The sequence below is a fragment of the Klebsiella sp. KTE92 genome (assembly GCF_000398905.1).
In the GTDB taxonomy this organism is placed as follows: domain Bacteria; phylum Pseudomonadota; class Gammaproteobacteria; order Enterobacterales; family Enterobacteriaceae; genus Klebsiella; species Klebsiella variicola.
In genome coordinates, this window is record NZ_KB976100.1 from 279,155 (window position 1) to 299,346 (window position 20,192).

17 protein-coding genes are annotated in these 20,192 nt (G+C 52.3%); 4 read left to right on the forward strand and 13 right to left on the reverse strand.

The features are described from left to right. Nucleotides 1-18 precede the first annotated feature (18 nt). The 4 genes from A1WC_RS23555 to aspA form a co-directional block, all read right to left on the reverse strand. The gene (locus A1WC_RS23555) at nt 19-1,815 is read right to left on the reverse strand and encodes a protein-disulfide reductase DsbD (RefSeq protein ID WP_016160131.1); all 1,797 of its coding nucleotides are present in this window, start codon (nt 1,813-1,815) and stop codon (nt 19-21) included. Continuing rightward, nucleotides 1,791-2,114, reverse strand: a complete 324-nt coding sequence (cutA, locus tag A1WC_RS23550) for a divalent cation tolerance protein CutA (protein WP_008807222.1) — start codon at nt 2,112-2,114, stop codon at nt 1,791-1,793. The genes A1WC_RS23555 and cutA overlap by 25 nt, the downstream gene beginning before the upstream one ends. 125 nt (nt 2,115-2,239) lie before the next feature. After that, nucleotides 2,240-3,541, reverse strand: coding sequence for an anaerobic C4-dicarboxylate transporter (locus A1WC_RS23545; protein ID WP_008807221.1), 1,302 nt, complete (start codon nt 3,539-3,541; stop codon nt 2,240-2,242). A 115-nt stretch (nt 3,542-3,656) separates the two neighbouring features. After that, nucleotides 3,657-5,093 carry an aspartate ammonia-lyase gene (gene aspA, locus A1WC_RS23540; protein ID WP_002885424.1) on the reverse strand — a complete coding sequence of 479 codons (1,437 nt, stop codon included), beginning with the start codon at nt 5,091-5,093 and terminating at the stop codon, nt 3,657-3,659. 337 nt (nt 5,094-5,430) lie between these two features. Here aspA and A1WC_RS23535 point away from each other — a divergent pair, with 337 nt between their 5' ends. Then, nucleotides 5,431-5,907, forward strand: coding sequence for an FxsA family protein (locus A1WC_RS23535; RefSeq protein WP_016160132.1), 477 nt, complete (start codon nt 5,431-5,433; stop codon nt 5,905-5,907). 51 nt (nt 5,908-5,958) lie between these two features. Here the strand turns inward: A1WC_RS23535 and yjeH are convergent, their stop codons facing one another. Beyond that, nucleotides 5,959-7,209, reverse strand: coding sequence for an L-methionine/branched-chain amino acid transporter (yjeH, locus tag A1WC_RS23530; protein WP_016160133.1), 1,251 nt, complete (start codon nt 7,207-7,209; stop codon nt 5,959-5,961). 232 nt (nt 7,210-7,441) lie between these two features. Here yjeH and A1WC_RS23525 point away from each other — a divergent pair, with 232 nt between their 5' ends. The 3 genes from A1WC_RS23525 (at nt 7,442) to A1WC_RS23515 (ending at nt 10,033) form a co-directional block, all read left to right on the forward strand. Continuing rightward, nucleotides 7,442-7,735 carry a co-chaperone GroES gene (locus A1WC_RS23525; RefSeq protein ID WP_003855929.1) on the forward strand — a complete coding sequence of 98 codons (294 nt, stop codon included), beginning with the start codon at nt 7,442-7,444 and terminating at the stop codon, nt 7,733-7,735. A gap of 37 nt (nt 7,736-7,772) precedes the next feature. Continuing rightward, a complete protein-coding gene (gene groL, locus A1WC_RS23520; RefSeq protein WP_008807218.1) occupies nt 7,773-9,419 on the forward strand; it encodes a chaperonin GroEL in 1,647 nt (548 codons plus the stop codon). A 260-nt stretch (nt 9,420-9,679) separates the two neighbouring features. Continuing rightward, nucleotides 9,680-10,033 carry a DUF4156 domain-containing protein gene (locus A1WC_RS23515; RefSeq protein WP_004152419.1) on the forward strand — a complete coding sequence of 118 codons (354 nt, stop codon included), beginning with the start codon at nt 9,680-9,682 and terminating at the stop codon, nt 10,031-10,033. 54 nt (nt 10,034-10,087) lie between these two features. On the opposite strand, the gene yjeJ is transcribed toward A1WC_RS23515, so the two are convergent. From yjeJ to A1WC_RS23475, 8 genes are all read right to left on the reverse strand, one after another. After that, nucleotides 10,088-10,951 carry a YjeJ family protein gene (yjeJ, locus tag A1WC_RS23510; RefSeq protein ID WP_016160134.1) on the reverse strand — a complete coding sequence of 288 codons (864 nt, stop codon included), beginning with the start codon at nt 10,949-10,951 and terminating at the stop codon, nt 10,088-10,090. Between the two features lie 12 nt (nt 10,952-10,963). After that, nucleotides 10,964-13,087 carry a peptidase domain-containing ABC transporter gene (locus A1WC_RS23505; RefSeq protein WP_016160135.1) on the reverse strand — a complete coding sequence of 708 codons (2,124 nt, stop codon included), beginning with the start codon at nt 13,085-13,087 and terminating at the stop codon, nt 10,964-10,966. After that, nucleotides 13,080-14,366 carry an HlyD family secretion protein gene (locus A1WC_RS23500; protein WP_016160136.1) on the reverse strand — a complete coding sequence of 429 codons (1,287 nt, stop codon included), beginning with the start codon at nt 14,364-14,366 and terminating at the stop codon, nt 13,080-13,082. The genes A1WC_RS23505 and A1WC_RS23500 overlap by 8 nt, the downstream gene beginning before the upstream one ends. A 72-nt stretch (nt 14,367-14,438) precedes the next feature. Next, the gene (locus A1WC_RS23495) at nt 14,439-14,807 is read right to left on the reverse strand and encodes a hypothetical protein (protein ID WP_016160137.1); all 369 of its coding nucleotides are present in this window, start codon (nt 14,805-14,807) and stop codon (nt 14,439-14,441) included. Nucleotides 14,808-15,119: 312 nt separating this feature from the next. Further along, nucleotides 15,120-16,154, reverse strand: coding sequence for a fimbrial protein (locus tag A1WC_RS23490; RefSeq protein ID WP_016160139.1), 1,035 nt, complete (start codon nt 16,152-16,154; stop codon nt 15,120-15,122). Nucleotides 16,155-16,176: 22 nt separating this feature from the next. Further along, nucleotides 16,177-18,720 carry a fimbria/pilus outer membrane usher protein gene (locus A1WC_RS23485; protein ID WP_012969125.1) on the reverse strand — a complete coding sequence of 848 codons (2,544 nt, stop codon included), beginning with the start codon at nt 18,718-18,720 and terminating at the stop codon, nt 16,177-16,179. Nucleotides 18,721-18,755: 35 nt separating this feature from the next. Continuing rightward, nucleotides 18,756-19,442: a molecular chaperone gene (locus A1WC_RS23480; RefSeq protein ID WP_016160140.1), complete on the reverse strand. Its 687-nt coding sequence runs from the start codon at nt 19,440-19,442 to the stop codon at nt 18,756-18,758. 58 nt (nt 19,443-19,500) lie between these two features. After that, nucleotides 19,501-20,064, reverse strand: coding sequence for a fimbrial protein (locus A1WC_RS23475; RefSeq protein ID WP_016160141.1), 564 nt, complete (start codon nt 20,062-20,064; stop codon nt 19,501-19,503). Nucleotides 20,065-20,192: the final 128 nt, after the last annotated feature.

Below are 20,192 nucleotides of genomic sequence, written 5' to 3' on the forward strand. Positions count from 1 at the left end.
TTCCTCCTAAAGTGTCGCTCACGCTTGCCAATCGCGCAAATGGGCGCTGAATGCCGCGGCATCCATAAAGCCGGTGACTCGCCGCTCAGGCTGTTCCTGACCCTCAGCGTTGAAGAACAAGATCGTCGGCAGACCGAGCACCTGCAGGTGTTTCAGCAGCGCGACGTCTTGCGGGCTGTTCTTCGTCACATCAATCTGTAATAACACGGTGCCTTTCAGCGCCTGCTGCACGTCAGGTGAACTAAAGGTGTATTTTTCAAACTCTTTGCACGCCACGCACCAGTCGGCGTAAAGATCGAGCATCACCGGTTGGCCTTTTGCCTGCGCCAGCGCCTGGTTAAGCTCGGCCACCGAGTTGACGCGGGTGAACGTCAGATGCGCCTGCTGCTCGACTGCCGGAGCGCCAAATGCCCAGTCCTGCAGGGGCCGCGCGCTGACCAGCGCGGCAGCAAGCAGGATGATTTGTACCAGCCGCATCCACGGCCGGGTAGCGCCCAGCGAGGTGATAAACGCCCAGCTGAAGAAGGCGACGCCAAGCATTGACCACAGACGTAATCCCCACGGGTCGCCGACAATGCGCTCCAGCAGGAAAACGGGCAGAGCCAGGATCACGAACCCGAAGGCGGTCTTCACATGGCTCATCCACGGGCCGCTCTTCGGCAGCAGACGGTTGCCAAATACGGTGACGAGGATCAATGGCAGGCCCATGCCCAGCGCGTAGAGGTACAGCGTGCCGCCGCCCAGCCAGAGATTACCGCTCTGGGCGATATACAACAGGATGGCGCTCAGCGGCGCGGTGGTGCATGGGGAGCAGATCAGTCCGGCAATGGCGCCCATCGCGAAAACGCCACCGGGCGAGCCGCCCTGGCGCTTATTGCTGAGCAGCGCCAGCCGCGTCTGCAGCGACGAGGGCAGCTGGAGCGTGAACAGGCCGAACATGGAGAGCGCCAGCAGAATAAATACCACCGACAGTCCTGCCAGGACATACGGGTGCTGCAGGGCCGCCTGGAACTGCAGACCGGCGGCGGCCACCACCAGCCCCAGCGCGGTGTAGGTTAAGGCCATCCCCTGGACGTAAATAAAGGCCAGCAGCAGGGCGCGCGCGGTGGAAAGCCGCTGCTTTCCGCCCAGCACAATGCCGGAAATCAGCGGGTACATCGGCAGCACGCAGGGGGTGAAGGCGATACCAATACCTATCAGCAGCGCCCACAGCGCCGTAAAGGGCAGGCGGGCAGGCGTGTCTGCAGGCGGCACTGCGGCAGGCGCAGGTGATGTGGCGAGCTCCGGGGCCGGTCGCGGCTCAACCGGCAGCGGCGGGTTGAACGCCGGACGGCTGCTCGCCGATGGCGCGGGCTCGATGGCGGTTGCCTGACCGTCGGATGAAGCCGCCAGCACGGCGCTCAGCGGGACCACCTTCGTTTCCGGTGGATAACAGAATCCGGCATCGGCGCAGCCCTGCCAGGTGACGGTGAGGGTGGCGCCTTTCTCCGCCTGCTTCACCGTGACCGGCACGGTCAGGCGCTGGCGGAAAATCTCGCTTTTGCCGTAAAACTCATCTTGATGCCACTCTCCTGCCGGGAGCGCCGGTTCGTCGATCGTCGCCCCGGCGGCGCGGAAGGTAAACTGTTGACGATAAAGATAGTAACCATCCTTGATTTGCCAGCTTAGGTTGACATCGTGCTGTTGCTGCTGAAAGTCAAAGGCGAAGGCCTGGTCAGCAGGCACGAAGTTCGAGCGCCCCGGCGCGTCGAATAACCCGGCGGTGGCTGACGTGCTGCACAGCAGCAGGATCAGCGTAATGATGCGGTAAGCCATGAGAGGTAATCGTTGTCTCCATGAATGACGGGTAGAACCAGCAGTTCAGGGGTTTGATACGGGTGGTGAGACTTCAGGCAATCCAGCAGTGCCTGCTGATGGGCAAGGTCGGTTTTGAGCAGCATCTGAACTTCATACTCCTGCTCGAGTTTCCCTTCCCAGTAATAGAGCGAGGTGGCGCCCGGCAGCAGCGTGGCACAGGCGGCCAGCTTGTCCGCCAGCGCTTTTGCCGCCAGATCCTGGGCGGTCGCTTCATCCGGCGCGGTACAGAGCACAACAACAGCATCAGGCGTAGTCATCATGAACCTCGTATCAGCGAAAAGAGGCACTATAGCACGCAAGATGCGGGGATATTAGCGTCACGATCGGGGGTAGGGGAGGGAAACGGGCAGCGGGCCCGCGCTGGGCCCGCCGCCAGCGGTATTTACAGCATAATCCCGCCAAAGATAAAGCCCAGGATTACGCACAGCGTGATAGCGATAACGCCAGGGATCAGGAAGGCGTGGTTAAAGACGTATTTGCCGATGCGCGTCGAGCCGGTGTCGTCCATCTCCACCGCCGCCAGCAGGGTCGGATAGGTTGGCAGGACGAACAGCGCCGAGACGGCGGCAAACGAGGCGATCGCCGTCAGCGGGCTGACGCCGAGCAGCAGCGCAGCGGGCATCAGCGCCTTGGTGGTGGCTGCCTGTGAGTAGAGCAGCGTGGCGGCAAAGAACAGCACCACCGCCAGCAGCCATGGGTAATTGTGCAGCAGGTCGCCGGCCACGGCCTGGATATCGCTGATGTGCGCTTTAACGAAGGTATCGCCCAGCCAGGCGACGCCGAGGACGCAGACGCAGGCGCTCATCCCGGACTTAAAGGTGCTGGCGTTGAGCACTTCGCCAGTGTCGATTTTGCAGGTGATGCTAATCAGGGTGGCGATGGTCAGCATAAACACCACGATCGCTTCGTTACGCGGCAGCACCGGGTTCTTAATCAGGCCGACGGTATCGCTGATGGCCGTGGCGTAGAACATCACCGCCACGATGCCGATCAAAAACAGGAGGACAGAGCGTTTGGCGTGCGGCTTCAGCTCAAACACCTGGCTGCCGCGCAGTCTAACTTCCCCCTTGGCCAGCCGCTCCTGGTAAATGGGATCGTCTTTCAGTTCGCAGCCGAGGAAGTTGCAAACAATCGCGGTGAGCATTACCGCCAGCAGGGTGACCGGAATACAGATGGCCAGCAGCGTCAGGTAGCTAACGCCCAGCGGCTCAAGGATCCCGGCAAAGAACACCACCGCCGCGGAGATAGGCGAGGCGGTGATCGCTATCTGAGAGGCCACGACCGCAATCGACAGCGGACGAGATGGGCGAATGCCTTGCTCTTTGGCCACTTCGGTGATCACCGGCAGCGTGGAGAAGGCGGTATGGCCGGTGCCGGCGAGTACGGTCATAAACCAGGTCACCAGCGGGGCAAGGAAGGTAATGTACTTCGGGTGGCGGCGCAGCATCCGTTCGGCGAGGCTGACCAGGTAATCCATCCCGCCGGCGACCTGCATGGCGGCGATAGCGGCGATGACCGCCATGATGATTTCAATAACGTCGAAGGGGATCGCACCCGGTTTGATTTGAAAAATAAGCGTCAGGACAAGGACGCCAAGGCCACCGGCAAAGCCGATACCAATGCCGCCGAGCCTGGCGCCGAGATAAATCGCCAGCAGGACAATAACCAGTTCTGCACCAAACATATATGCCTTCCTTGTTTTTTAACAAGTTGATATTGGATTGTTGTATTTTAGTAAAACTAAAAAGCAAAAAAGGCATGTCATCGCTGACATGCCTTTCAATGACTAACCGGAAAGATTACTGTTCGCTTTCATCGGTATAACGCTTCGCTTTATAAGCAGGATGCATCAGGTTTTGCGCGGAGAAAATATCATCCAGCTCCGCCGCCGTCAGCAGCCCACGCTCCAGCACCACTTCCCGCACGCTCTTGCCGGTTTCGGCGCAGATCTTGCCGACGATATCGCCATTGTGGTGGCCGATAAACGGGTTGAGGTAGGTGACGATGCCGATGGAGTTGTAGACGTAGCCTTCACATACCGCTTTATTGGCGGTGATGCCGTTAACGCATTTCTCCAGCAGGTTGTAGCAGGCGTTGGTCAGGATATGTATGGATTCGAACATCGCCTGGCCGATCACCGGCTCCATCACGTTCAGCTGCAGCTGCCCGGCTTCGGAGGCCATGGTCACCGTGGTGTCGTTGCCGATGACTTTAAAGCAGACCTGGTTGACCACCTCCGGCACTACCGGGTTAACCTTCGCCGGCATAATAGAGGAACCCGCCTGCAGCTCCGGCAGGTTGATTTCGTTGAGGCCTGCGCGTGGACCAGAAGAGAGCAGGCGCAGGTCGTTACAGATCTTGGACAGTTTCACCGCCAGGCGTTTCAGCGAGCTGTGAACCATGACGTACGCCCCGCAGTCCGAGGTGGCTTCAATCAGATCTTCCGCCGGAACGACCGGTAAGTTGCTCACTTCCGCCAGCTTCTGCACCGCCAGCTGTTGATAGCCGTCCGGGGTGTTGAGACGTGTACCGATGGCGGTGGCGCCGAGGTTCACCTCCAGCAGCAGCTCCGCAGTGCGCAGAATACTTTTGGTCTCTTCATTAAGCAGCACATTGAAGGCATGGAACTCCTGGCCGAGGGTCATCGGCACCGCGTCCTGCAGCTGGGTGCGGCCCATTTTGAGAATGTCCTGGAACTCCACGGCTTTCGCCTGGAAGCCTTCGCCCAGCTGTTTAATCGCATCGATTAACTTCAGGATGGAGGCATACACCGCGATGCGGAATCCGGTCGGGTAGGCATCGTTGGTGGACTGGCATTTGTTGACGTGATCGTTTGGGTTCAGGTACTGGTATTCGCCTTTCTGATGGCCCATCAGCTCGAGGCCGATGTTCGCCAGGACTTCGTTGGTGTTCATGTTTACGGAGGTGCCGGCCCCGCCCTGGAAGACATCGACCGGGAACTGGTCCATGCATTTGCCGTTATTCAGGACTTCGTCACAGGCGGCGATAATCGCATTTGCCGCGCTTTTGGGAATGGTCTGCAGCTCCTTGTTCGCCAGCGCGGCGGCTTTCTTCACCATCACCATGCCGCGCACGAATTCTGGTATGTCGCTGATTTTGCTGTTGCTAATGTAGAAGTTTTCAATCGCTCGCAGAGTATGAACGCCGTAGTAAGCGTCCGCGGGAACTTCCCTGGTGCCCAACAGATCTTCTTCGATACGAATGTTGTTTAACATGTGAACCTTCTTTTCAAGCTGCCAATGAATTCACCAAATACACAGAATATCCAGGATTCAGTATATTTTCTGGCCGACGATTATTTCCTTAACCGGCCTGGTGCCCAAGATCATATGCTGATGATAGCGAATATCAGTAAGCTTGATCACTTATTACATCGCGGGTGTGAGAAGATTTATTAATCTGTGAAATGGGTCACCGCTTTCCTATTGCTGGAAAAAATAAGCATTTCCGCTGATTGAAAAGCCGCGCAGCATCCCCATCTTAGAGGGATGCGATCAGCAAATTGATGATTACGGGGGCTGAGCTCAGCGCCCGTTGATGAAGGAGACGCCGGTGCGTTGGATTCCGTTTATTGCCTTTTTTCTTTACGTTTACATTGAGATATCGATCTTTATCCAGGTCGCGCACGTGCTGGGCGTCTTTATGACCCTAATCCTGGTGATCTTTAGCTCGGTGGTAGGGATGTCGCTGGTGCGTAACCAGGGCTTCAAAAACTTCCTGCTGATGCAGCAGAAGATGGCCGCAGGCGAGAGCCCGGCAGCGGAGATGATCAAGAGCGTTTCACTGATTATTGCCGGTCTGCTGCTGTTGCTCCCGGGGTTCTTTACCGACTTCCTTGGCCTGCTGCTATTGCTGCCGCCAGTGCAGAAGCACCTGACGATGAAGCTGATGCCGCATCTGCGCTTCAGCCGGATGCCGGGCGGCGGCTTTAGCGCCGGAACTGGCGGCGGTGAGACCTTCGAAGGGGAATTCCAGCGTAAGGATGAGCATCGCGATCGTCTGGACCATAAGGACGATCCCCGCGATTAATACACGCCCGGCCCGGTCAGCAAATGCGACCGGGCCGGTTTCTTTCCTGGCTTACACGCTACCTGTCGCCAGCTTGCGCCTGGGTAAAAACAGCCACAGCCCCGCCAGCATCACCAGCGCGTACAGACTCTTCCAGCCGACCATCGCCAGCAGCAGCAGACAGAGAATACTGCCCACCACCGCCAATAGCCGATAGCGCCCGCGCAGCAAACGACAGCCGGCCAGCATGCACAGCAGATAGATCATGATGAAAATGCCGTTGGCATAGACGATCAGCGCGTCCAGGTTGATATCGAGCAAATAGATACACAGGGTGCTGACCACGCAGGAGCCCAGCACGGCGTTGAGGGCATTGCGCGGGATCTGCCGTGGCGACAGCCGTGCGAGGTAGCTTTCGGGCTTATGCTGCGCCTGCGACCAGACCAGGCGGGCGAAGCTTTGAATATAGATGTTGAGGCTGGCGAAACAGGCGAGATAGCCGATGACGCAGGCCACCCACAGCGCTTCGACACCGAACAGACGGACCACGATGTTCGGTAGCGACGCGGCCGCCGCCATCTCCTCGCCAAAGGCGTGGAAGTGCAGCACCAGCACGGTACAGGCCCAGTAGACCGAACCGGCAAGCAGCAGGCCTATCATCAGCGCCCTGGGGAAGTCACACTCGGGATGTTTAAACTCCGAGGCCAGGTGAGCAAAAGCTTCCAGACCGACAAAGCACCAGAACATGACCGATAGCGCGGAGAAGAGCTGACCATGGTCGATCTCCGTCAGGGCGGGGAAGGGGATCTGCGCCGGGCTTATCCCGCCACGCCACCAGACGGCGACGATCAGCGCCACAATCAGCACGGCAACCAGCGTCTGCAGGTTGGCGCTGGAGCTGGCGCCACGCGAACCGATCCACCAGACGATGGCCAGGGTGCCCAGCTCCGCCAACAGTAGCTGCGCATCATGCCAGCCGAACAGCGCCTGGCCGAAGCCGGTGGCGATGTGCAGCGCGGCGGGGAGTCCGACCGGGATAACGGATAAAAACAGCCAGCCGGTGACGCTGGCCAGACGTGGGCCAAATGCCATATCGACAAAGTGGGCCACGCCGCCCGCGCTGGGAAAATGGCGGCCCAGCAGGGCAAAGACGATGGCAATCGGGAAAACAAGGAGAATGAGCAGCGGCCATGCCCACAGACTGTTATCGCCAGCGACCAGCGCCGCCAGCGCCGGGACGGCGAAGACGCCGGTACCCAGCAATGAGGTGGAAAGTAATCCGACTCCCTGTCCCAGTCCCAACTCCTGTTTTAAACCACTCATGATTCCATCCTGCGCCAGTGAAAAAAAAGAGAGTATCACAATCGCTTTTCCTTATGACGCATTGGCCGATAGCGCTGCTTTTTGCGCGCTAGCGCAAAGGTAAAAATTTTTTTTGATTTTGCCCTTGAAGCGGGAAATGGCCACCCCCATCTCTCTCTGCACTAGCCGGTAAACCGCGTTCGGCCCGGCGTCACCCATAACTGATAATGACTTTCTCGAAGGAGAGCTATCAATGAGTATTCGTCCGTTACATGATCGTGTGATCGTCAAACGTAAAGAAGTTGAAACCAAATCTGCAGGCGGCATCGTTCTGACCGGTTCTGCGGCAGCTAAATCAACTCGTGGCGAAATCATCGCTGTCGGTAAAGGCCGCATTCTGGAAAACGGAACTGTGCAGCCGCTGGACGTTAAAGTTGGTGACATCGTGATTTTCAACGATGGCTACGGCGTGAAGTCTGAGAAGATCGACAACGAAGAAGTGCTGATCATGTCCGAAAGCGACATCCTGGCAATTGTTGAAGCGTAATTCGCACGACCCTGAACGAATTTGAGGAATAAAAGAAATGGCAGCAAAAGACGTAAAATTCGGTAACGACGCTCGTGTAAAAATGCTGCGCGGCGTAAACGTACTGGCAGATGCAGTTAAAGTGACCCTGGGCCCGAAAGGCCGTAACGTGGTTCTGGACAAATCCTTCGGCGCGCCGACCATCACTAAAGATGGCGTTTCCGTTGCTCGTGAAATCGAACTGGAAGACAAGTTCGAAAACATGGGTGCGCAGATGGTGAAAGAAGTTGCCTCTAAAGCGAACGACGCGGCAGGTGACGGTACCACCACCGCAACCGTGCTGGCTCAGGCTATCGTGAACGAAGGCCTGAAAGCTGTTGCAGCAGGCATGAACCCGATGGATCTGAAACGTGGTATCGACAAAGCTGTCATTGCCGCCGTTGAAGAACTGAAAGCGCTGTCCGTACCGTGCTCTGACTCTAAAGCTATCGCTCAGGTTGGTACCATCTCCGCTAACTCCGACGAAACCGTCGGTAAACTGATCGCGGAAGCGATGGATAAAGTCGGTAAAGAAGGCGTGATCACCGTTGAAGACGGTACCGGTCTGGAAGACGAACTGGACGTAGTTGAAGGTATGCAGTTCGACCGCGGCTACCTGTCTCCGTACTTCATCAACAAGCCGGACACCGGTGCCGTTGAGCTGGAAAGCCCGTTCATCCTGCTGGCTGACAAAAAAATCTCCAACATCCGCGAAATGCTGCCGGTTCTGGAAGCCGTAGCGAAAGCTGGCAAACCGCTGGTTATCATCGCTGAAGACGTTGAAGGCGAAGCGCTGGCGACCCTGGTGGTTAACACCATGCGCGGCATCGTTAAAGTGGCTGCGGTGAAAGCACCGGGCTTCGGCGACCGTCGTAAAGCCATGCTGCAGGATATCGCTACCCTGACTGGCGGTACCGTTATCTCTGAAGAGATCGGTATGGAGCTGGAAAAAGCGACTCTGGAAGATCTGGGCCAGGCGAAACGCGTGGTTATCAACAAAGACACCACCACCATCATCGATGGCGTTGGCGAAGAGTCTGCAATCCAGGGCCGTGTAGCTCAGATCCGTAAGCAGATCGAAGAAGCGACCTCCGATTACGACCGTGAAAAACTGCAGGAACGTGTCGCTAAACTGGCTGGCGGCGTGGCAGTAATCAAAGTCGGTGCGGCTACCGAAGTTGAAATGAAAGAGAAAAAAGCACGCGTCGACGACGCCCTGCACGCAACCCGTGCTGCGGTTGAAGAAGGCGTGGTGGCTGGCGGCGGCGTAGCGCTGGTTCGCGTTGCGGCGAAACTCGCTGGCCTGACCGGTCAGAACGAAGATCAGAACGTCGGTATCAAAGTTGCGCTGCGCGCAATGGAAGCACCGCTGCGTCAGATCGTGTCCAACGCCGGTGAAGAGCCGTCTGTTGTTGCTAACAACGTGAAAGCTGGCGACGGTAACTACGGTTACAACGCAGCAACTGAAGAATACGGCAACATGATCGACTTCGGTATCCTGGACCCAACCAAAGTGACCCGTTCTGCTCTGCAGTACGCGGCATCCGTGGCTGGTCTGATGATCACCACCGAGTGCATGGTGACCGACCTGCCGAAAGGCGACGCGCCTGATTTAGGTGCTGCTGGCGGTATGGGCGGCATGGGCGGTATGGGCGGCATGATGTAATCGTGCGCTCTACGGCATAAAAAAGCAGAAACCCCTGGCCAGCAATGGCTGGGGGTTTTTCTTTTGGCGCGCTTTTTAGTATAAGGCTTATACATAAAAATCATTTAAGCTGCATCAGAGCGGCAAGCACCTCCGTTTCGGGCGTGAACTGACAAGCGCGACCGGGGAGGAAATGAACGCGGCTCATGCCGACGCAGTTTGAAGGATGACAGATTTACATCCGGGCCAGTGCGTCCAGCTCATCGATCATGGGGAATAACATGCAGGTAAAATATTTAGCAGGGATTGTCGGCGCAGCCTTACTGTTGGCAGGTTGCAGTTCCAGCAATGAATTAACCTCTGCCGGCCAGAATGTGCGCTTCGTGCAGGAGAAGCCGGGCGCAGAGTGTCAGCTGTTAGGGACCGCGACGGGTAAACAGAGCAACTGGCTCTCCGGCCAGAATGGCGATGAGGGTGGTTCTATGCGCGGTGCGGCGAACGCTCTGCGTAACCAAGCGGCAGCGATGGGCGGCAACGTGATTTACGGCGTCAGCAGCCCGACGCAGAATCTGCTGTCGAGCTTTGTACCTACCGACAGCGAAATGAACGGCCAGGTTTATAAGTGCCCGAACTGATGCGTGACGCCTCTCTCTGCGAGCGCGGAGAGAGGCGTGGTCGCTAGATGAGGATCAGGCGCTAAGCTCCGCTTTCTTCTCCAGATAGAAGGCGTGCAGAGGACGCAGGCACTCTTCCAGACAGAGCATTCTTCCCGGCTGGGAAGGGATAATGGTACTGAAGATCTGGCATGGCGCCAGCTCCGCGTGCATCGCCTTGAGCTTGGGGCTTTTCTCGATAAGCTGCATCACGATGTTGTTTTCCAGTTCAGACAGATGCGGTACGCTGGTTTTGACTACCGCACCGGAGACAATTTTCTTCCCTTCCTCCGTCTCGCAGCAGTACAGCACGCCCAGGTAATGGGAAAACAGGTTCAACTTCCACTCTTCCTGAGGATGCTGCTGATAGTCAATATTCGGCTGAGTGGTTAAGTCGACAGTATAGCATATTAAGAAATCAAGGTTTGCAGCTAAGTAATTTATGACATCTAGATCATTAACAGTTTTCAACGCTTGCTGAATACCAGCGAGTAATGCCTCTACCTGCCTGTCTTCAATACATAATGTGCAAATTTGCTCATTCTGCAGAACCAGAATGAGAGTCGATTCAGTCTCGCTTGGTTTAAGAGTAATCGACATAATACGCCGCTCAGGATTCGGCTGCTGAATCTCCGCCATCTCTACGGCAGGGATGTTAGCGATCAGCGATTCATTATAAGCGATAAGCTCTTCTTTATAGGTTTCCCCTTGTTCGTGTAATCGCTTATACGTCACAAGCAGACGATTTTGAAGTATGAGAACAAGATCGAGTAGTATGGGCGCTTGCAGATAATATTGCTGACAGAGCCCATTTTCCTGCTTTATTTTTAATAACAGCGCCAGAAATCGATCTTCAAAGGTAATGCCTGCAGTATTAAAACCAATAAACGTTCCTTGCATAGTTTTCTCCTTTTAGACTGGCATGAGGTTCTTTGTCTGCGACAGGTCGATAACGCGATCGGCTGAGGCAATTGTGGATGGCCGATGAGCGACGATAATTCGGGTAATGCTTAACGCCGAGATTGACTGGTTGATAACGGATTCATTTTTTAGGTCAAGATGGCTGGTGGCTTCATCCATAAACAGTATGCTTGGTTTACGATACAAGGCACGGGCGATGAGGATACGCTGCTTTTGCCCACCGGAAATACCTAGTCCCAGTTCACCGACGATGGTTTCATAGCCCATCGGCATCTTCATAATTTCGTCATGAATGTTGCAGTGTTTGGCGCATTCCATCACAAAATCAAGGTCGGCGTTATCTTCAAAGCCGCTAATATTATCGATAAGCGAACCGGAAAAAAGGCGGTCTTCCTGCAGTACACAGGCGGTGCCAAGTCGATAATTATTAATACCAATTTTAGTGATATCAAGATTATCCGCTAAAACATCGCCACTGGTTGGTGAAAGCAGACCACACATCACTTTTAACAGCGTGGTTTTACCAACGCCTGAAGGACCGACCAGGGCCACGGATTCTCCTGGCTCAACCGTGATATTTAAATTTGAAAAAATCGGCTGAGAAAATGGATCATATTGATAACAGAGGTTTTTGACCTCCAGTTTGGCGCCTGAATCCGGAGAAAATACTTCTCGCGCGGGGAGCTCTTTTTCCGGCTCGCTAAAGACGATCTCTGACAGACGTTCGTTATGTAAAGAGAGCATTCGCAGTTGCATACACAAATCGACCAGGCTGGAGGCGCGCTGCGAGAATTGTCCACGGTAGGCGTTAAATGCCATAAACATACCGAGGGTCATATTATTATCAATAACCATGATGGCACCCAGCCAGAGGACTGCGACCTGATCGATAGCGGTAATAAAAGTGTTCACCCCTCCAAACATCATATCAAAGCGGGTTTGTTTAATACCGGCGTTGCAGGCTTCGATATTAATATTGAGCCAGTGCTGGGAGCGCCGCTCTTTAAGATTGAGCGCTTTGATAGTCGAGATACCGTACAAAGACTCCATAAAGTGCGAGCTGGAACGGGCCCCCTTAATAACCTGCTCTTCTGCCACGCGACGATAGAAATGATAAGTTGCCAGGCGCATAATCGCATAGCACAGGGTAAAACCAACGACTACCCAGGTCAGCCAGCCGCCGTACAGCGTCAACATGATCAGCAGGCCAATAGTCATGATCGAGTCAATAATGCCGCTGACAATACTATTCGTAAACGTCGAGCGTATCGTATCCAAAGAGGAGAAACGAGACTGAATATCCCCAAGATGACGTTTTTCGAAGAACGACAGCGGTAGACTGGTCAGATGATCGAAAAGGGTGGTTTTCCACTGAATATTTGTTAGCGTATTCAGCGTCAATGAGGTCCAGGCGCGCAGCATACTGATGAAGGTGCGAAACAGCGTAAAAAAGACCAGACCTATACAGATGACCGACAGCAGACTTTGGTCGTGCGCCATAATGACATGGTCGGTAACCAACTGGGTACCTATCGGCAGCAGTAAACCAATCGCTTCAACGACCACCGAGAAGGCAAAAATTTTCAGTAGCGCTGACTTCAATCCGACAATATTACGCATCAAATCCAACAGACGCAGGCGGGACTTAGCTTTTTCCTGCTGAAAGTTTTGATCGGGCCAGAGTTCCAGGGCGATACCCGTAAAATAATTGGACATCTCCTGATTACCAATGATGCGCTTGCCTAGCGCTGGGTCGTGCACCACAAAGCTGGATTTGCGGACTTTGGTCAACACCACATAGTGGTTCATCCCCCAGTGCAGCACGCAGGGGAGTTTAAGCTGGCGAATCTCGTCAAGGTCTAATGACAGCGCACGACTTTTTAAACCAGCATGTTCTGCTGTTTTGCTCAAAGACATCAGCGTGACGCCCTGTGAAGGACTACCAAAGCGCTGGCGGAAATTAAACAGATCAATCTCCAGTCCATAATAGCCGCAAATCATGGCCAGACAGGCGATCCCACACTCAGCGGCTTCCGATTGTAATATAACGGGAGTTTTCTTCAGGAGAGAAAAGTTAACTTTTGCGATGATCTTTTCAAACAGTTCGTTATTCATTAACAGGGCCGCTCACGCTTTGAGAAATTTTATAAACAGGGGTGAACATCCACATATAAAGCGGGCGCTCTTCAAGAAAGACGACGGCTTGTGCCTTAAGACCATTAGATAAACGCAACGTTTTACCATCGTGTTTAAACTCTTTATCTTTAATTTTGACAATTGCTTTGTAAAGTGCCAGTTCCTGTTGTGCTGTGCCATCGCCAACGTTAGTGTATTCAGACATTTCCTGTCGGGATGCCGGCATAGAAGATATGGAGAGAATCGTCCCAGGAAATTGGCCAAATTTATCCGAAGGAAATGCATCATATCTAATATTAATCGGATCACCGACTTTAAGATAAGGGATGGCATTATTCGGTAACCAAAGGATAAGATAGTATTCTACATTTCCAGTCGGTTTAATCTGCGCCAGGCTACTGCCGTTTTCAACGGTCTGACCTTGCGTTGCCGATAAAGACTCAACTCTACCATCACTGGTCGCTTTAATAATCAAGTTGCCATTGGCATTTGATTCTACCAGTTGATTTTTATAGTCATTAGCCTGGTTATACTGGCTGGAAATCTGGTTATCAAAGTCTGCAGCTTTTGTCACCCTGTCACTATTTAACTGGGTGATCTGTGATTCAAGTTGCATCTTTTGACTTACCAGCGACTGATAAGCACTCTGTTGCTGAAAGTATAAAGAGTGTTGGTAGTTATATTGATCCTTGGTGATTAATCCATTGCTAAGGTATTTATCGTAGCTTGCAAGGTTAGCATGCATTTTTTTGAGTCCGGCCTGGGTGTTTTGTAACATCCGGTTGGTCTCTTTCAACGAATCGGTTGATGTTTTTAACTGTGCGATTAACGCATTAATCGTCTGATTTTTATTATCAACCAACTTTTTGATAATATCATTTGAGTTTTCTATTTTTTCGTTGATAGCTTCAACCTGTGCAGCGCTAACGTTACCGCTGGAGGTGTTGCGAGAAACGTCTATCTCATACAGAGGTTGGTCTTTTTTAACGTAGTCACCAATTTGTACGTATTGTTTAATAATAAACCCATGCTGAGGGGAAAATACGTTAATAGAGTGTGGTAGGGTAATTACTTCTCCCTTTACGTCTATTCTTTGAGTGAATTTACAGAAAATTATCGCTGAGATTAATGCAATTAAAAAGATAGTGGATAGTAAAGTGACTGCCCATGCGGGTAAGCCAGCTAACAATAATGCTTTACCTCTCCAGTGGTTCCTTTTATATTCGATCGCTTCCTTGCGATAGAGGTTAGTATTCATATTGGTAACTTTTATTTATGTGGCTAGAGGAAAACAAAGGCCTTTAAGGCCTTTGTTTTAGATATTAAACTCTTAATGAGACCATGGAACAAAGGTACCATTAAGAATACCTTCCACCGTTTCTTTTACATATCCCAGTGTCCCATCCCAACCTATGGCAGCGCCACCAATCGCTCCGCCGATAGCCCCCATGGCTAAACCCCAAAACATCCCTACGAGATTACCCAGCAGACCAAAACCTAACAAACCACCATTAGCTCCTGACTGTGTTCCGCCAATTAATGTTCCTGCAACGGCAGCAATAGTACCGCCCAGAATAGCTGCGCCTACAGCTTCTACGCCGTTAGAAACCAACGAGGTCAGGCTAGAAGATAAAGAGGAGAAATCCCAGCTATAACCACCAGAAATTTCTTCCATTTCGAATACAGTTAATTCTTTCATTGGTATAATCCCTTAAATAAATATTATATGTTGAAAATAGCGGGGATAATTAATAATCGCCCGGTGCAAAAAGATAGTGGAAAGTTTTAAGATGATCAATAAAAATATTGTGATTTATATGTGAATGGATAACTTCATACTTTATTTCATGTTTTAGAGTAGACGTTAATATGACAGTGAGAGATGAAGTGATAAGGAACTTGAATGATTTCATATAACTCACTCCGTTATCGTCATATTTATATTAATGTCTTTGAGTTTTATTGTTGTAATAGGGGCAAGTTCATGCCCCTATTAGAGGTTAGGAGGGAGTTAATCCTCCTGAATAACAACTTCCATCATTCCTTTTACCAGTCCCAGTGTGACATCAGCGCTACTATCACTTTGTCGATAATAGTCGGCAGTTAAATTGATGGTTTTGTTGAGGTCATTGCTGGTATTTATTTTATAATTGTAACTATCGGTATCATAGAAAACAACAGGGCTGCCCGATAGCTTGAATATGACTCCTACCTTATTAGCTGCTTCTGTTCCGGTAAGCATGTTGTCGACAATACCATCACCTGAAGTGCTCATCCCACCTATCGGGTTGAACCAGTAGGTCACCGTGTTACCGACTGAATCATTCGGACAGCTAATGTTCATTGGAATGGTCTTCTGCGCTGGCGTTGTTGCCCCACGAGCCAGTGACATGAGTTGTCCTTTGTCAATACGATTCAGTGTCACCTGCGACCGTGGCGTAGAGATATTACAAGATGTAGTACGATAATTGATGTTTTTAATTGAAATGGAAATTGCTTCGTATATGAGTCTATCGTTTGCGACCGGGTTGGTTTTTAGATTCCCTACCGAAAAGGAAACGGAGGGGTTTGAGCTGGACTTGGTGCTGGTATCAATTACGGTTTTAGTTTTGACTAGCCATACGGTAATAAATTGATAGTTATTCTCGGATGATTTTGTTATCGGCACCAGGGTCGAACCTGCCTCGGCAGCGACCAGAGCGCCATTTTTACTGCGCAATAAATCCGAGACTTGAAACCCAATGCCATCAATCCCCGTTTCATATACGGTACCGCCCTGAATACCGGTAACGCCTGAAACAGCGGCGGCCCCGACATCAATAATATATTGGTCATCGGTGCTTTTATCACAAGTGAAACCTTTATACGATCCAGTACCAAACTTATGGGTATACAATACAGTCCCTACCGGAATGGAAGTATCCGTTGGAATTTTGACATTGTTCAGCGTTAAGCCTTGACGCTTGGTAGTGCCGCTATATGTGCACTTAGCAGCAGCCTCACCACCCAGCATCAGCAATGTTATTAGGATAAAAATTCTTTTCATCAATATATTCCCCTATGGATGACTAACGGCAAACCGCTTCGATTTGACTGATGCCAGTCGCTTTGCCTTCCCTGGCCGGTAAAGTAAATGAAGCATTGCACTGCTGCGCGGCGCTTTTGCCCCACTGAACGTTAAGGATCCCGGTCTGCTGCAAGCCGGACATATAGACCATGCCCGCGTCGCTGACGATACTTGGCTGCGATTTACTATTTCCGGCGAGCAGGACCATTGCGCCATAAGGTACGTCCTGACCATTGGCGGTTTTCAGATGCACAAAGGCCCGCTGGCCGATATTGCCGTCATAACTTGCACGCACGATGGCACCACGCGTCGGAACAACGCTCTTCGTGGTTTCTGGCAGTTCCATATCTTCACCAAGGGTGGTGCTGTCCAGTGTGATATCGGTGCGACGATAAGGCGTAACGTACGGGACAATAGCGTAACCGCGATAGTCGGTGGAGATGGTGTTATCGTTGGCCAGTCTGACGTTATCCAGCCCTGGTGCTTTAATCAGCACGGCAGCGTCGGTGATGTCCTGGCCAAGCGTGATGCCATCGGCATGGGCAAGAATGCTGCCGTTGGCGCCGTAGTCAATACGTTGGCTGTTATTGTCATAGCTGTAGCCGGCATTAACGCTGCCGCGGGCGCCGTTATAAGTTCCGCGCATATCGCCGCTGTAGTATTCCCGGTTGCTGTACCCTTGCTGCAGGCTCCACTCGAGGCTGTCGTTATCCAGCCCGACCCCCCCTATGGATACCGACTGATCGGTTGATCCCGGATTGCTGTTGGTTAACTGATAGCTGGTATAGGTACCCGGCAGCCAGTTGCTCAGCGGCAGGGTCACCGTCAGGGTGATGCGCTGATCGTCCTGGGCGTCTTTACCGGAGCTATCCCCGCTCCAGGTGTAACGGTTATAGCTATAGCCCAGATAGTAGTTCACATTGCGGAAGCCGCCGTTGTACCCCACGCTGATCGACTTGTTGGTGCGCTTATCGTCCCAGTAATCTTCAATTAATCCACTAACGGACAGGCTACCCAGGTCTTTACCCAGGCTTTGGTTAACCGTCAGGTTGGTACGGTTACGCAGCGAACGCGGGCTATAGTTGCCGTCATTAGAGTAGCTATCCAGCACCTCGGAGAGGGTATTAAACCCGCGGGTGGAATAGCGGTAGCCCGCGATGGTGACGTTAGTGCCGGTTTCGACGATGTTTTTCCCGTAACGTACGCGCCAGGACTGCCCGGAGGTCTTTTCATCGTCTTTCATTTTCGACCAGGCTTGGGTGACGTCTGCCGAGGCGGCGCCTAGCTCGCCGAGGTTATAGCCGAGACCCGTCGATAGCGCCTGGTAGCGCGAGGCCGCCTGCATGCCGCCATATACTGTCAGGCTACTGGAGACGCCGTAGGTCGCGGTAGCCTGAGTAAATGGCGTTTCATCGACTCCACCATCGTAAGGTCGATATTTACCGGAAGTAATCTCATACTCCAGTTGATTTTCACGCACCATGACCGGCAGGGTGGCGAACGGCACAACAAATTCTTGCTTGGATCCGTCGGACTCTTCCACGCTGACGTAAAGGTCGCCGCTACCGCCGCTCGGGTACATATCGGTGATTTCAAATGCCCCGGGCGCCACGTAGGTCTGGTAAACCTGGTAGCCGTTCTGTTTAATGACGACGCGGGCGTTGGTTTTGGCGATACCGCGAATAATCGGCGCATAGCCGCGCATACTTTCCGGCAACATCGTGGTATCGGTGGCCAGCTGAATACCGGTAAACGGCACGCTGTCGAAGATGGTTGAGAGCGATGAACTTTCGCCCATCACCAGGTTACTGTTGATCGGACGAATGCTGCGCTGCATATAGAGATAGGCTGAATCCCAGTCCCCGGCATCGCCATTGTTTTTATTCCATGTGCTGAGGTTGCGGATACGCCATGGGCCAACGTTGAGGCCAGACTGCAGGTTCAGGCTGTAGTATTCATCATTGGCCTGCATGTCGTTCGAGCCGCTGAACTGGTAGTTCACCAGCAGGGCGTTGATGCCATCATCAAACTGATCCGGTGGAATATATCCCTGCGCGGTGGTGGATAAGGCCGCCTGCGGAATAGAGATATTTAAGCGCTGGGCGGTGAAGTCAAAGTCCGCTTTGGTGTCCGGAATGACAGAAAAGTTTGCACAGCCGTTTTGATCCTCGGCTAATTCTGGAAAGGCTTTTATCCTTACGCCATATTCCGCGAGAGCTTTTAGACTCAGGCAGGGAACCAGAGCGGGTTCGCGGTTATCGCTGCTGGCGCGATTGTTGGCGACAAACTTTATCGTCCTGGTATCCAGGTAGCGACCATTAAACATGATATCGACCCGATAATCCCCCGGCGCCTGCGCGTTCTGGGTCTGAAATACGGATAAGTCAGGAGTGGTTGATGGATCGCTACCATTCAATGAGCTAATGAATGAGGGATCGAAAAAGTCACGTGCTTGCGCTTTATTATTCAAACCAGAAAGCAATGCCGGAAGCATTGCAAGGAAGATGGTGGATAGTTTGAATAATCCATTATTCTTATTTGGCATAGACACATCCCTATAATGATAAAATAAATTTCTTATTACAGCGATGAGGAGTAGAGCGACCCAGCTCCGCCATAATCATTGACAACTTTCCAGGTAATGCTGGAGGCATTAATATTTTCTTTTAACGTCACTTCTTTAGTCGTCATCGGGGCGACCGAGTTGACTTCCGGCTTCACTTCTTTGCTGCCAATCTGGATGCTATGGAAATAGAAGAAAAAGGGCGTTGGATTTTTGATCGTCAGCTTAGTGCCAGATTTTCGCCATTCGAGCTTTTTCGCTTCCGTATTAGGGGAGAGGTCGAAAAGTGCTTTAGGGCGATAGACCAGACGCATGCGGTGACGGACTGCTAGTTGAATGGTGTTGTTATTCGCTTTGGCATCATCTGCCGGAGGAATCGCCATGACGTTAAAATAGTACATGGATTCCCGGTCGGTCGGCGCATTAACGTTTCCGTTAGAAAACAGACGAACCGTATTCTGTTGTTTCCCTTCAAGGCGGAACAGCGGCGGTGTAGCCATAAAAGAGGGCGCTTTTCCTGCCGGCGCTTCAACCCAGGATTTAATCAGATAGGGAATATCATCTTTATTTTCTATTTGCGCGGTGATTTCACGTGCGCCTTCTTTATACAGATAGCGGGTGGATTCCACTACAATACCGGCATGGGCAATACTGCTGAGGAGTAATGCACAGGAAGCGGTGAAAGTTAATAAAGTCCTGAACATGTTTTTTCTCTGAATGCAAAAAAGGGCCCGCCGTGAAGCGGGGCCCTTTGGGGAAAAATTAGATGGTGTAATCGATAGTAAAGGTCGCAACACCTTTAACCGGGCCTTCGGTTACCGGAGTAGCAGAGTTCACTTTTACATAACCAGTGGTGTACTTCAGCTGAGTACCGGTAGTAGCAGAGTAGCTTTCGGTCATGGTGTCAGAACCGTCGAAGGCTACGCGATGGGAATCGCTGAGACGCTGGATACCGATACCGATACCGGTAGCGCCGCCAGCTGCGGTGTTGTCCAGGATGGTTTTATCGCTGGAGGTGATACCGGCAACGTTTACAGTCAGGCCAGTAACCGGGTTAGCGCTGCCCTGTGCGCAGTCAGTAACTTTAAAACCGAAGTCCTGAGTTTTGAACAGAGTACCTGCCGCTTCAGCATTCGCTTCCGCAGTGGTCACAGTGATCAGCTGAACGATACCGTTGTTCAGGGTACCAGTCGGAGTCACGACGCAAGAGTTAGCTGCATCAGAGACTTCACCCAGTACAGTTACCTGAGCAGTGTTAGTTGCCATTGCCTGAGCACTCAGCACTGCAGATGCAGCGACCATTACAGCTACGATTGTCTTTTTCATTTAATTAATCCATATATAGATACTTAGTCCTGTGTAGAGTCGATAACAGTTATCAAGGGAATGGAGTATGCATTCGCATTGATATTGAAAATAAGCGCCAGCATTCCTTTATATAGTGCTGAGACTAA

Coding starts and splice junctions, on each gene's coding strand:
- aspA (WP_002885424.1), bottom strand. CDS start 5,093: ATGTTAAACAACATTCGTATCGAAGAAGATCTGTTGGGCACCAGGGAA.
- A1WC_RS23475 (WP_016160141.1), bottom strand. CDS start 20,064: ATGAAAAAGACAATCGTAGCTGTAATGGTCGCTGCATCTGCAGTGCTG.
- A1WC_RS23505 (WP_016160135.1), bottom strand. CDS start 13,087: ATGAATAACGAACTGTTTGAAAAGATCATCGCAAAAGTTAACTTTTCT.
- A1WC_RS23500 (WP_016160136.1), bottom strand. CDS start 14,366: ATGAATACTAACCTCTATCGCAAGGAAGCGATCGAATATAAAAGGAAC.
- A1WC_RS23525 (WP_003855929.1), top strand. CDS start 7,442: ATGAGTATTCGTCCGTTACATGATCGTGTGATCGTCAAACGTAAAGAA.
- A1WC_RS23545 (WP_008807221.1), bottom strand. CDS start 3,541: ATGTTTGGTGCAGAACTGGTTATTGTCCTGCTGGCGATTTATCTCGGC.
- A1WC_RS23515 (WP_004152419.1), top strand. CDS start 9,680: ATGCAGGTAAAATATTTAGCAGGGATTGTCGGCGCAGCCTTACTGTTG.
- yjeJ (WP_016160134.1), bottom strand. CDS start 10,951: ATGCAAGGAACGTTTATTGGTTTTAATACTGCAGGCATTACCTTTGAA.
- A1WC_RS23480 (WP_016160140.1), bottom strand. CDS start 19,442: ATGTTCAGGACTTTATTAACTTTCACCGCTTCCTGTGCATTACTCCTC.
- yjeH (WP_016160133.1), bottom strand. CDS start 7,209: ATGAGTGGTTTAAAACAGGAGTTGGGACTGGGACAGGGAGTCGGATTA.
- A1WC_RS23485 (WP_012969125.1), bottom strand. CDS start 18,720: ATGCCAAATAAGAATAATGGATTATTCAAACTATCCACCATCTTCCTT.
- cutA (WP_008807222.1), bottom strand. CDS start 2,114: ATGACTACGCCTGATGCTGTTGTTGTGCTCTGTACCGCGCCGGATGAA.
- A1WC_RS23490 (WP_016160139.1), bottom strand. CDS start 16,154: ATGAAAAGAATTTTTATCCTAATAACATTGCTGATGCTGGGTGGTGAG.
- groL (WP_008807218.1), top strand. CDS start 7,773: ATGGCAGCAAAAGACGTAAAATTCGGTAACGACGCTCGTGTAAAAATG.
- A1WC_RS23495 (WP_016160137.1), bottom strand. CDS start 14,807: ATGAAAGAATTAACTGTATTCGAAATGGAAGAAATTTCTGGTGGTTAT.
- A1WC_RS23555 (WP_016160131.1), bottom strand. CDS start 1,815: ATGGCTTACCGCATCATTACGCTGATCCTGCTGCTGTGCAGCACGTCA.